15 protein-coding genes are annotated in these 11,600 nt (G+C 62.3%); 7 read left to right on the forward strand and 8 right to left on the reverse strand.

Annotation, left to right across the window (positions count from 1 at the left end):
* Nucleotides 1-153 precede the first annotated feature (153 nt).
* The 5 genes from NKJ40_RS28515 to NKJ40_RS28535 form a co-directional block, all read right to left on the reverse strand.
* Complete coding sequence (locus NKJ40_RS28515; RefSeq protein ID WP_352468909.1) at nt 154-588, reverse strand: RT0821/Lpp0805 family surface protein; 435 nt, start codon at nt 586-588, stop codon at nt 154-156.
* A 122-nt stretch (nt 589-710) separates the two neighbouring features.
* Nucleotides 711-2,123, reverse strand: a complete 1,413-nt coding sequence (locus NKJ40_RS28520; protein WP_352468935.1) for an ATP-binding protein — start codon at nt 2,121-2,123, stop codon at nt 711-713.
* Nucleotides 2,124-2,133: 10 nt separating this feature from the next.
* Nucleotides 2,134-2,799: a response regulator transcription factor gene (locus NKJ40_RS28525; RefSeq protein WP_023718390.1), complete on the reverse strand. Its 666-nt coding sequence runs from the start codon at nt 2,797-2,799 to the stop codon at nt 2,134-2,136.
* Between the two features lie 64 nt (nt 2,800-2,863).
* Nucleotides 2,864-3,163 carry a hypothetical protein gene (locus NKJ40_RS28530; RefSeq protein WP_352468910.1) on the reverse strand — a complete coding sequence of 100 codons (300 nt, stop codon included), beginning with the start codon at nt 3,161-3,163 and terminating at the stop codon, nt 2,864-2,866.
* A gap of 375 nt (nt 3,164-3,538) precedes the next feature.
* The gene (locus NKJ40_RS28535) at nt 3,539-3,949 is read right to left on the reverse strand and encodes a DUF3168 domain-containing protein (protein WP_352468911.1); all 411 of its coding nucleotides are present in this window, start codon (nt 3,947-3,949) and stop codon (nt 3,539-3,541) included.
* A gap of 229 nt (nt 3,950-4,178) precedes the next feature.
* On the opposite strand from NKJ40_RS28535, the gene NKJ40_RS28540 reads away from it, so the two are divergent.
* Together NKJ40_RS28540 and NKJ40_RS28545 are read left to right on the forward strand one after the other, a co-directional pair.
* The gene (locus tag NKJ40_RS28540) at nt 4,179-4,433 is read left to right on the forward strand and encodes a hypothetical protein (protein WP_352468912.1); all 255 of its coding nucleotides are present in this window, start codon (nt 4,179-4,181) and stop codon (nt 4,431-4,433) included.
* A 43-nt stretch (nt 4,434-4,476) separates the two neighbouring features.
* Nucleotides 4,477-4,668 (forward strand): hypothetical protein, encoded by a 192-nt coding sequence (locus NKJ40_RS28545; RefSeq protein WP_352468913.1) that lies wholly within the window; start codon nt 4,477-4,479, stop codon nt 4,666-4,668.
* Nucleotides 4,669-4,699: 31 nt separating this feature from the next.
* On the opposite strand, the gene NKJ40_RS28550 is transcribed toward NKJ40_RS28545, so the two are convergent.
* Entirely contained in the window at nt 4,700-4,966 is a 267-nt protein-coding gene (locus NKJ40_RS28550; protein ID WP_023718394.1) for a DUF1488 family protein, read from the reverse strand.
* Complete coding sequence (locus NKJ40_RS28555; protein WP_352468936.1) at nt 4,963-5,235, reverse strand: hypothetical protein; 273 nt, start codon at nt 5,233-5,235, stop codon at nt 4,963-4,965. Before NKJ40_RS28555 ends, NKJ40_RS28550 begins: the two co-directional genes overlap by 4 nt.
* Nucleotides 5,236-5,479: 244 nt before the next feature.
* Here NKJ40_RS28555 and NKJ40_RS28560 point away from each other — a divergent pair, with 244 nt between their 5' ends.
* The 3 genes from NKJ40_RS28560 to NKJ40_RS28570 all read left to right on the forward strand — a co-directional run bounded on the left by NKJ40_RS28560 (nt 5,480) and on the right by NKJ40_RS28570 (nt 7,785).
* The gene (locus NKJ40_RS28560; protein WP_352468914.1) at nt 5,480-5,818 is read left to right on the forward strand and encodes a co-chaperone GroES; all 339 of its coding nucleotides are present in this window, start codon (nt 5,480-5,482) and stop codon (nt 5,816-5,818) included.
* Between the two features lie 101 nt (nt 5,819-5,919).
* On the forward strand, nt 5,920-7,545 hold the full coding sequence (groL, locus tag NKJ40_RS28565; protein ID WP_352468915.1) for a chaperonin GroEL: 1,626 nt from the start codon (nt 5,920-5,922) through the stop codon (nt 7,543-7,545).
* 78 nt (nt 7,546-7,623) lie between these two features.
* Nucleotides 7,624-7,785: a hypothetical protein gene (locus NKJ40_RS28570; RefSeq protein ID WP_352468916.1), complete on the forward strand. Its 162-nt coding sequence runs from the start codon at nt 7,624-7,626 to the stop codon at nt 7,783-7,785.
* 80 nt (nt 7,786-7,865) lie between these two features.
* Here the strand turns inward: NKJ40_RS28570 and NKJ40_RS28575 are convergent, their stop codons facing one another.
* The gene (locus NKJ40_RS28575) at nt 7,866-8,507 is read right to left on the reverse strand and encodes a TetR/AcrR family transcriptional regulator (RefSeq protein WP_352468917.1); all 642 of its coding nucleotides are present in this window, start codon (nt 8,505-8,507) and stop codon (nt 7,866-7,868) included.
* Between the two features lie 82 nt (nt 8,508-8,589).
* Between NKJ40_RS28575 and NKJ40_RS28580 the strand changes: the two genes are divergently transcribed.
* Together NKJ40_RS28580 and NKJ40_RS28585 are read left to right on the forward strand one after the other, a co-directional pair.
* Complete coding sequence (locus NKJ40_RS28580) at nt 8,590-9,165, forward strand: cupin domain-containing protein (protein ID WP_352468918.1); 576 nt, start codon at nt 8,590-8,592, stop codon at nt 9,163-9,165.
* Nucleotides 9,166-9,434: 269 nt separating this feature from the next.
* On the forward strand, nt 9,435-11,594 hold the full coding sequence (locus tag NKJ40_RS28585) for a transglycosylase domain-containing protein (RefSeq protein WP_352468919.1): 2,160 nt from the start codon (nt 9,435-9,437) through the stop codon (nt 11,592-11,594).
* The last annotated feature ends 6 nt before the right edge of the window (nt 11,595-11,600 follow it).

Raw genomic sequence — 11,600 nt, forward strand, 5'->3', positions numbered from 1 at the left:
TCGCCGCTGACGAGAGAGCTGCTACTCTCTCCCAGCGGTTCATTCTCGCCTCTTCGCAATGAATGTCATAAGACAAGCGCGTCGCATGAGGCCGGGTCGAACGCGACGCGCTTTAGTGCCGGACCGGAGTCGGCGGATCGACGGCCGGACCAGCTACGTCAGCGGCGTCCAGCTGCCGTCGGCATTGCGGCAGGCGGTTCCGCGCGCGGTGGCGCCGGCGGCGCCGGTAAACACCGTATGGGTGTATTGCCGGCAGTCCTGCGATCCGACGCGATAGGGCTGGGCGGCAACCACTTCGCCGCGATGGGCCGAACTGTCGCTCTTCCAAGCCACTTTCTGGCCGCTCGCCGTATATTCAAGCGCCTTGTATTCCGCCTCGAGCGCGCTGCGCTTCTCGGTCTCGCTCAGGCCGGCGCCGATAGAGCTGCCGACCAGGCCGCCGCCCATGGCGGAGATGATTGTCGTCGCCACCTTGGCGCCGCTGGGGGGCGTCGCGGCCGGCGTCGCCGTAACGGCCGGGCCCTTGCCGAGCGTGGTGCAGCCGGAGACGGCGAGCAGGGCGGAAACGAGCGCGACGCGAATCTTCATGCCAATACCGGCTTTCTTGAGCTGGACCGCCGCGCTGTCAGCAGGCTGACGCGGCCATAATGTCGATGTTTGTCGGAAATTTGGCCGCAGCCGGCCACCAGGAAAAGCAATCTGGAAAAGCATTACTGAAGGCTCCGCAACCGAACCATCGCCTTCAATCCACCCATGACGGATCGTTCCAGCGCCAGAACGCCTCCATACTCGTTGACAAGGTCGGCGACAATGGCAAGTCCGAGCCCGCTGCCCGGTTTTGTCTCGTCGAGACGCCGGCCGCGCTGCAACACCTCGCGCGCCTTGTCGTCGGGAATGCCGGGGCCGTCATCCTCGATGCTGATCTCGAACAGACTGGCCGCACCTTCCTCGCCGGCAACGGGCTTGACGGAAACGGCGACCGCGCTCCTTGCCCATTTCATCGCATTGTCGAGCAGATTGCCGAGCAGCTCCTCCAGGTCCTCGCGTTCGCCGGCAAAGACGATGTCGGTGGCCGGCAGCGAGAGCGACAGCGCCGTGTGCGGGTTGAGCTTCTGCAGCACCCGCACCATGCGCTGGACCAGCGGCGCCACCGGCGTCCGGTAGACGACGCTGTCGCGCTGCGCGGCGACGCGGGCACGTTGCAGATAGTGATCCACTTGCTTTTGCATGGAAGCGGCCTGCTCGGCGATCAGCTGGCCCTTGGCGCCACCCAGCGCCCGCCCCTCGTTGAGCAGCACGGCAAGCGGCGTCTTCAGCGAGTGCGCGAGGTTGCCGACCTGCGTGCGCGACCGCTCGACGATACGCCTGTTGTTCTCGATCAGCGCATTGGTCTCGTTGGCGAGCGGCTCGATCTCGGCCGGGAAACGGCCGTCTAGGCGCTGCGCGGTTCCTTCGCGCACCATGGCAAGCGCATTCCTGACCCGGCGCAATGGCTGCAGGCCCAGCAGGATGGCAATCGCATTGATGGCGATCATGCCGACGCCGAACAGCGACAGATAGGTCAAAAGGCGCCGCTGGAAGGTGGCGATTTCCTGCTCGAGCTCGGTCTGGTTGCCCATGACGCGGAAGCGCGCGGCGCGGTTTTTCGCATCGAGGACGAACTCGCTCTCGAACACCTCCAGTTGTTCGCCTTCGATGCCGTCCGCTGAATAGCTGCGCTGGAAGCTGGCATTGAAGGGCACCTCGGCAACGCTTGGCGACGGTATCGCCTTGGTCATCGACGACGAATGGAGATCGCCGTGCACGCCTTCCGAGGCAGGCTCGACCGACCAGTACCAGCCGGAATTCGGCTCCGAGAACCTCAAATCACCTAGGTCGGGGGCGCCGGTCAACTGGCCGCTTTCGGAAACGCCGACCGAGCCGATCAGGTTGAACAGATGCGCCGAAAGCAGGCTGTCGAAACCGCGCTCGCTGGCCTGGCGATAAAGCGTGGTGATCAAGGTGAAGATGACGACCAGAGTGAGGATCGCCCAGACCGTGGAAAAGGCAATGACGCGAAACGCCACCGAACGCGGCCATGACCGCAGCGACGGCGTGTTCGAGACGGCGGGTTTTGTAGGCAGCGGTTCCGCGTTACGCCTCCGGCTTACGCATGCGGTAGCCCATGCCGCGAACGGTTTCGATCATGTCGATGCCCATCTTCTTGCGAAGCCGTCCGACAAAGACTTCGATCGTGTTGGAATCGCGGTCGAAATCCTGGTCGTAGAGATGCTCGACCAGTTCGGTCCGGGACACCACCTCGCCCATATGGTGCATCAAATAGGCAAGCAACCGGAATTCGTGCGAGGTCAGCTTCAGCGGCACGCCGTCGACGTCGGCCTTGGAGGCCTTGGTGTCGAGGCGCAGCGGCCCGCAGGTCAGCTCGGACGAAGCGTGCCCGGCAGCGCGCCGGATCAGGGCCCGCACCCTGGCCAGGATTTCCTCGATGTGGAAAGGTTTGGTGACGTAGTCGTCGGCGCCGGCGTCGATGCCGGCAACCTTGTCGCTCCAGCGGTCGCGTGCCGTCAGGATCAGCACCGGCATCTTGCGGCCGCCGCGCCGCCAGCGCTCGACCACGCTGATGCCGTCCATCTGCGGCAGGCCGATGTCGAGCACCACGGCATCGTAGGGCTCGGTGTCGCCGAGAAAGTGCCCTTCCTCGCCGTCGAAAGCGCGGTCGACGACATAGCCGGCATCGACCAGCGCGTCGCCGATCTGCCGGTTGAGATCCTTGTCATCTTCGACGACGAGTACGCGCATGCGGAAGGCCTGGTGAAGCTGTTCAGATATAGGCCGATTCCGGCAGACTGGGAAACGGCACGGTTCAGTTCAGCGGAACGACGATCTCCGAGCGACGGGGACGCTGCCCGTCCTTGCCCGGAACGAGCACGACGATGACGCAGACCGGCTGGCCGCCGCGTGTCGACTGCGAGGCCTTGGCCAAGGTGCCGCCATTCTGCTCCGCCACCTGCTGGCCGATCGCGTAGCAGTCGGACGCGGCGAGGACGACCGGCTGGGGCTGCTCGGGCGCGACAGCGGGGATCGCCATCGCTTGCGACGCAAGCAGACCGGCGGCTGAGAGCGCCAGTGCCGCGGTGCGGAAGTGGGAGCGAAGGGTTTTCATGGCCAGCGTTCTAACGCGCCGGTGCTGAACGTGATATGAACGGTGAACGCTCGAATGCATGCCCGCCACACCCCCTGAAGCGCGAGATTACCGGATTGCCATTTCGCCGCCCGGCCCGCGAAATCGCCAATGTTTAACCTAGCCCTCCAATCCTTCGCCGACAACCGACATCATCTGGCGGGCAGGACCATTTGGGAGGACGAAGCATCCGGCCCAAGGCAACCGATGGCAGTTCAGGCGAACCGAACCTGAAAACAAAAAACCCGCCTCGGGGCGGGTCGCTGGGGCCAATCAGCACCATATGCAAATTAGTAGCATAGCTGCCGGCACAAAGCAAGAACAAAATTGCCCGATTTTGCGAAAAGTGCCCGGCGGTCAGCCCTCGTTCTTGATCTCGGCGCGGAAGCGCAGCAGCCCGTGATGGGCCGAAAGGTCCTCGTCGTAGCGGGCTTCGGCGAATTCGAGCTTGAGATGGACGCGGCGATGCTCGCCAAGCGAGAGCGCCGCATCTCGTAGGCGGGTGCTGATCAGGTCCATGATGTCGTTGGTTTCCTTGCTGGCCTCGGATTTCGACCAGACATGCAACGTCAGCAGCTGTTCGGCGTCGTTCTCCATCCCCGTTGCCCAGTCGTAGACGCTGGTGCGACCGAAGGTCATGTGGGGGAACGCAACATTTTCCGGCGCATGGTCGAACAATCTTGCATCGCCCAGTGCCGCCGACAGGTCGGGATCGCCGTTCACTGCCTCAAATATGGCCCTCTGCAATTCGACGGCCGGCGCGGTCATTGTCTTGCCCCTCGCCCGTCGCGTCGACCTCCCGGCTGCGTAGCTGCGTTGCATGACGGCATCCCGGCAAAGCGCGAATCAGCGCGTCTCATGCGGATTATGAACCTTCATGATCTCGGGAATAAGCCCTGCTCCTGCAACCCGCGACGTTTCGCGTCACGAACGCCCTTGAGGGCAATGCCAACCGGCGAATTCATTTGGCATGCATGGAGTTTGAAAAAACGGTGCTATGAAGATCCCCGGTTTCCAAACATTCGAGGTCGTTTTCGTGCGCGAGCCATCGCTGCTGCCTGTTTTCGGAAAGCTTGGAGTCAGGGCGCGGACGGTCGCGATTGCGGCGCCGACCATGTCGATGACCATCAAGAATTTGGTCAACCGCACGCGGGAGGTGCTCTCGGCGCACGGTAGCCTGGCCCTGAAGCTGTCCGTCGTTTTGTGGACGGTGCTTGTCCTGGCGGCAGTATTCTTCGTCGCCCAAGCCTGACCGAGCGACATTCATCGATCGGGCGGAAACGAAAGGACCCAAGATGGCAAACCGCTACGCGCTGCGTATGGAACATCCTCACAGCTGGACCGTCTTCGACGTCTTCACGGGCCAGCCGGTCGAGCTCAAGCAGCAACTCATGGTCGGCTTGAACACGCGCGATGCGGACGCGATGGTCGACCGGCTGAACGATCGCGACGTCAAGCGGCGGGCGAAGGCGGACCGGAAGCCCTGAGAAAGCGCCTTGTGGACGGATCGCTTCGGATCTAGCGAAAATCGGCCGCAGTCAGCACATATATGCTCCTGCGGGTGCGGGCATAGGCATTCCTGGCGACATCGTGGATCGAGCTGGAAGCCGTGTCGAAGGCCGCCAGATAGGTAGCTTCCGAGGCCGCCGTTCCCGGCTGCACTTTGGAGATGGCATCGGTTGCGACAGAGAAGGAAATCTGGAACATGCCGTCATGGCCGACGAAGCGGATGCGTTTGCTTGCCTCGTCGTAGCTGCGGCTGGGATTGGGAAATGTCAGGCTCATGATTTGGCCTCCGTCGATGCGGATACGGCCTGCTTGACTGTCCGCGCGGCCCGCTTCTTCTTTGGGGCGACCGGATTCAGAGCTGCCGCCGCGCGATCCGCCTCTTCCTTGGCCAGTCGCAATTCCCTCAGCTTCGCCGTCTTGATCATCCTGGCCTTCGCCTCCGAGAGATATTCGGCAGTTGCTTTGTTCCGCTCCGCTGTTTTCTTTTGATTTTCCATGAAGCGAGCCTGAGCTTTTTCCATGATGTTCTGATTGCCTTCGGCCATCGGTAAAATCTCCCTTGCAGCGAAAGTCGTGAATGTGAGCTTCACCGTAAAATAGGTGTTCAAGGACAGAAATTCAATTTCATTAATATTCGGCAAGGCCCCGAACACCGGGGGATGGCCTAGCAAAATAATACATTCAATATTTGACATGCCCTATGAATATTTTTTGGCACTCCTATCAATCGAGTGCCAGAGCGCCTATAGAGAGGGGCGGCCGCCTAAGCCGGCCCCAGAAAGAGTCCCCATGAAATTCCGGCCACTCCACGATCGCGTCGTCATTCGACGCGCCGAAAGCGACACCAAATCCAAGGGCGGCATCATCATCCCCGACAATGCCAAGGAAAAACCGCAGGAAGGCGAAGTGATCGCCGTCGGGCCGGGCGCGCGGGACGAAAGCGGCGTGCTGATGGCGCTCGACGTCAAGGCCGGCGACCTCATCCTGTTCGGCAAATGGTCCGGCACCGAGGTCAAGATAGACGGCGAGGATCTTCTGATCATGAAGGAGGCCGACATCATGGGCATCATCGACAAAAGCGAGATGGGCATCATTGCCAAGAGCGTGGCTGCCAAGAAGGCCGCCTGATTGGAATGCCGCGCGCCCAACCGGGCGTGCAAAGGATGCTCCAAGCTTTGATTCAGGCGCGCTGCAGGCGTCTTGCCACGACCAACCGAACTGGAAAAATCATGTCTGCCAAGGAAATCAAATTCTCCACCGACGCGCGTGACCGCATGCTGCGCGGTGTCGAAATCCTCAACAACGCCGTCAAGGTGACGCTCGGCCCCAAAGGCCGCAACGTCATCATCGACAAGGCCTATGGCGCGCCGCGCATCACCAAGGACGGGGTGACGGTGGCCAAGGAAATCGAACTTTCCGACAAGTTCGAGAACATGGGCGCACAGATGGTGCGCGAAGTGGCCTCGAAGACCAACGACCTCGCCGGCGACGGCACCACCACCGCCACAGTGCTTGCCGCTTCCATCCTGCGCGAGGGCGCCAAATTCGTCGCCGCCGGCATGAACCCGATGGACCTCAAGCGCGGCATCGACCTTGCCGTCAGCGCCGTCGTCAAGGAAATCCAGGCCCGAGCCAAGAAGGTCAAGTCCTCAGGCGAGATCGCGCAGGTCGGCACCATTGCCGCCAATGGCGACACCAGCGTCGGCGCCATGATCGCCAAGGCGATGGACAAGGTCGGCAATGACGGCGTCATCACCGTTGAGGAGGCCAAGACCGCCGAAACCGAACTCGACGTCGTCGAAGGCATGCAGTTCGATCGCGGCTATCTCTCGCCCTATTTCGTCACCAATGCCGAAAAAATGCGCGCCGAGCTGGAAGACCCCTACGTGCTCATCCATGAAAAGAAGCTCGGCAATCTGCAGGCGCTGCTGCCCATCCTCGAAGCCGTGGTGCAAAGCGGCAGGCCGCTGTTGATCATCTCCGAGGACGTCGAGGGCGAAGCGCTGGCGACGCTGGTCGTCAACAAGCTGCGCGGCGGCCTCAAGGTCGCGGCCGTCAAGGCGCCTGGCTTCGGTGACCGCCGCAAGGCGATGCTGGAAGACATCGCCGTGCTCACCGCCGGCCAGATGATTTCCGAGGATCTCGGCATCAAGCTGGAGAACATCACCATCGACATGCTCGGTCGTGCCAAGCGCGTGCTGATCGAGAAGGACACCACCACGATCATCGACGGCGCCGGCGAGAAGGCCACCATCCAGGCGCGCGTCCATCAGATCAAGGGGCAGATCGAGGAAACCACTTCCGACTACGACAAGGAGAAGCTGCAGGAACGTCTCGCCAAGCTGGCGGGCGGCGTTGCCGTCATCCGCGTCGGCGGCGCCACCGAATCCGAGGTCAAGGAAAAGAAGGACCGCATCGACGATGCGCTGAACGCCACCCGCGCGGCCGTCGAAGAAGGCATCGTTCCCGGCGGCGGCGTCGCGTTGCTGCGCGCCAAGGCGGTGCTGAACGGCATGACCGGGGCCAATGCCGATGTGACGGCCGGCATTTCGATCGTGTCGAGAGCGCTCGAAGCGCCGATCCGTCAGATTGCCGAGAATTCGGGCGTCGAAGGTTCGATCGTGGTCGGCAAGCTCGCCGACAGCAAGGATCACAATCAGGGCTTCGATGCCCAGAACGAGGTCTATGTCGACATGATCAAGGCCGGCATCGTCGACCCGGCAAAGGTGGTGCGGCACGCGCTCCAGGATGCCGGTTCGATCGCGGCGCTTCTCATCACCGCGGAAGCCATGATCACCGACGTTCCGGCCAAGGACGCCGCGGCTTCGGCCGGTGGCGGCATGCGCGGCTACTGACCATCGCCTGCGGCAAACAGGCCTGAAAGACAGCCGCCGGGGCATCTTCCCCGGCGCCCCCGGCAAGGAGATCGATCCATGATCGCATTCGTCCCGAAGCCAAATGCGGCGGCAAAAACCAAAGTGGCCGAGGAAAGCCGCTTCGATCGCATTCGCAGGCTTGCCGACAAGCACAGGAACGCCGACGCCGGCACGATAGGCCGCGACCCGAAAAAGATCGCGGACAAGCGTCCCATGTGATCCGCGAGATCAGCGTCAGATCATGAGACCGGCGGCTAAAAGTCTACAAGCATCCGTTTCCAGCGCCGACGGTTGTCAATTCAACGGCTTATTACCTCGGCATCCCGCAAACTCGACCTGACGCTGCGGACGAGGACGAGCATGGCTTCCACCGCCTCTTCTTCCGACAGCCCCTGGCTCTCGACAAGTGATCGCCACGTCGTGAAATCCAGCGCATGCCCTAATGCTGCAACAAGTAGCCGGGCGGTCTCGCTATCCGGACCGAGCCAGCCTTCTTCAAGGATCGCGACCCCGTTTGCGAGGACCTGTTGCCGGCGGGCCAGTGCCGCGGCAACCACCGGCATTTCGGCATCGCGATACAGATTTGCGAGGAGTTGCCGCTTGCGCCTGTAATAGCCGTAGAGCTGAAAAAGCGCTGTCCGGAGCCGAGCTTCCGGTTCGACGATCGATCGCCAAGTGTCCGGGTTGGGGGGTGGGTCCTGGCCGAAGGAATATGCCGAGCAAGCATTGAAGACCGCTTCCTCGTCGGGAAAATGACGGTAGACGGTTAGCCGTTGCACCCCCGCTTTCTCAGCGATGGCGCTCACCGTCGTTCGCGATGGACCCACCGAACAGTGCAGATCGAATGCTGCGCGGGCGAGCGCAAGATGGGTCTCGGCCTGCTTGATCGCGCGTCGCTGCAACCGGTATGAGCGCCGCTGGCCTTCTTTCAGTGAACTCATGTGATCACCGATATTGACTTGGGTTTGAATGGCGCGTAGAAATGGGTGATCGGCAGCGTACACCCATTTTCAGGAGGATGATATGGAACGCGCAGTGCCTGATCCAAGCCTCCAACGTGCGACGGCTTACTCGCCTCACAGCCATTCATCTGATCCCATCACAATTCTGCCTGGAGCCGGTGATCGCTTTGACCTGGGCGGTTTCGGCATCCACTGGAAGATAGACGGATTCCACACCGGGGAGCGCTTCTCCATCGTGCACCATCCGCTCGCCCCTCGTGCGCTGGCCGCGCCCTTGCACCGGCATCACCGTGAAGACGAATATTCATATGTGCTGAGCGGCAGTTTGGGCGCGTTGCTGGGAGAGAACGTTGTTACCGCCGGGCCGGGCACATGGCTGTTCAAGCCGCGAGGCGAATGGCATACGTTCTGGAACGCGGGCGACACGCAGTGCGAAATCATCGAGGTGATTTCGCCCGCCGGCTTCGAGAACTATTTCCGCGAACTGGCGGTCATCTGGCCAGACAGAACAAAGTCCGGCGAACTTTTGCGGAAGTACGAACTGGATATGGACTTCGATAGTGTTCCAGGCCTCTGCACCCGATTTGGACTGACATCCGCACGCACCGCCGCTGCAACGGCCGCACGGCAGAAATAGATACACGCCTGATCGCCCGACGTAGCGGCCTTCATACTCGCCCAGATCAACGACACCACCTACTCGCGCAGGGCAGTCAGCATCTTTCGCTGACGCAGCACGGGAGCCGTCTTCCCCTCGACAAACCTCCCGCTATATCTTCACCGCCCTTATCTTCATCGCCCTTGTAGGCAGCGCCAAAATGGACGAATAGTCATAGCGGCGCGCCGCCGTGAAATTGCCGGCATGCGGTTTCTCAGTTGGCGGCATCGCCGCAGCCGGATCCTGGAATGGCCAGTCCTTTGGAACCACGCAAGAAAAGAGGTCCGATCGCTGCAAGGCTGCTGGCGGTGGATGCGTGGATCGATTCCTCGGTCTACGAAATCGGCTTCAGGGCGCGCCAGTTCTGGGAGGCGGCGACCATCTTCTCGCGGCGTTTCCGCGTCGGCGGCTGGCGCCGCAGCCTGATCGAACTGTTGAGTGAAGGCTTTACGCTCGGTGCCGGCGGCATCGTCGTGCTTTTGGCGCTGGCCTTGCCGGCCTTCCAGATAACCGCCGGCGACTGGCGCACGCAAGGCGACTTCGCCGTCACCTTCCTCGACCGCTACGGCAACGAGATCGGCCAGCGCGGCATCATCCAGCGCGATTCGGTGCCGGTCGACGAGATGCCCGACCATGTCATCAAGGCGGTGCTGGCCACCGAGGACCGGCGCTTCTTCGACCATTACGGCATCGATGTGCTCGGCCTGTCGCGCGCCATATTCGAGAATGTGCGGGCAAATTCCGTCGTCCAGGGTGGCTCGAGCATCACCCAGCAGCTGGCCAAGAACCTGTTCCTGACCAATGAACGGACGTTCGAGCGCAAGATCAAGGAAGCCTTCCTGTCGCTGTGGCTCGAAGCCAATCTGTCGAAGAAGGAAATCCTGCAGCTTTACCTCGACCGCGCCTATATGGGCGGCGGCACCTTCGGCATCGAGGCGGCAGCCGATTTCTATTTCGGCAAGAGCGTCAAGGACCTGAACCTCGCCGAGGCGGCGATGCTGGCCGGCCTGTTCAAGGCGCCGACCAAATATGCGCCGCACATAAACCTGCCCGCCGCCCGGGCGCGGGCCAATGTGGTGCTGTCCAACCTGGTCGATTCCGGCTTCATGACCGAAGGCCAGGTGCTGCAGGCAAGATTGCACCCGGCCGAAATCGTCGACCGCGGCGAGCAAAAGAGCCCCGACTATTACCTCGACTGGGCCTTCGACGAGGTCAAGAAGATCGCCGCCAAAGGCGGCCCTCATTCGCTCGTCGCCCACACCACCTTCGACGCCAACATCCAGAAGGCGGCCGAAGAATCGATGGAGTTCCACCTCCGCCAGTTCGGCAAGGAATACAACGTCACCGAGGGCGCCATCGTCGTCATCGAGACCAATGGCGCGGTCAGGGCGATCGTCGGCGGCCGCGACTACGGCGCCAGCCAGTTCAACCGCGCCACCAAGGCGCTTCGCCAGACCGGCTCCTCGTTCAAGCCCTATGTCTATGCAACGGCAATGGAGCATGGCTTCACGCCGGATTCGGTGGTTTCCGGCGGGCCGATCTCCTGGGGCAGCTGGTCGCCTCACAATTACAATGGCGGGTCGGCCGGCAGGGTGACGCTGATCACGGCGATGGCCAAATCGATCAACACCGTGCCGGTGCGGCTGGCCAAGGATTATCTCGGCATCAAGCCGATCAAGGCGATGGCCGAGGCGATGGGCGTCGAGTCGCCGCTGGAATCACACAAGACCATGGTGCTCGGCACGTCGGGCATGACCGTAATGGACCAGGCGACGGGCTACAGCGTGTTCGCCCAGAACGGCTTTGCCGGAACCCGGCACGGCGTCAGCCAACTCTTCACCCGCACCGGCGAGGTGGTCTACGACTTCGCCAAGGATGCGCCGCCGCCGCACCGGGTGCTGTCGGAGCAGGCGCTCAAATACATGAACACCATGCTGGCGGCGGTGCCGGTGATCGGTACAGCCCGGCGCGCGGCCCTTCCAAACATCGTTGTCGCTGGCAAGACCGGCACGACCCAGTCCTACCGCGATGCCTGGTTTGTCGGCTTTACCGGCAACTACACGGCCGCCGTCTGGCTCGGCAATGACGACTTCACCGCAACCAACAAGATGACCGGCGGCACGCTGCCGGCAATGGTGTGGCAGCGGCTGATGCTCTATGCGCACCAGCACATCGATCTCAAGCCGATCCCCGGCCTCGATCACCCCTTCGTCGATGCCGAAATCGCCGCCAAGGCCGAGGAAGCGGAAAAGAAGAACGCCGAACAGGCAGCAGCCGATGCCGCCGCCGAGCGTCCGCCGGTGCTGTCCAGCCGGACCACCCAGACCCTGAAGGAACTGACCAGGCTGTTCCAGGCGGCCCCCGTGCTCGACGCGCCCGCTGCGCCGGAGACCCTGTCGGCGCTGTGACGGCCA

The organism is Mesorhizobium sp. M0119 (genome assembly GCF_040322615.1).
Taxonomy (GTDB): domain Bacteria; phylum Pseudomonadota; class Alphaproteobacteria; order Rhizobiales; family Rhizobiaceae; genus Mesorhizobium.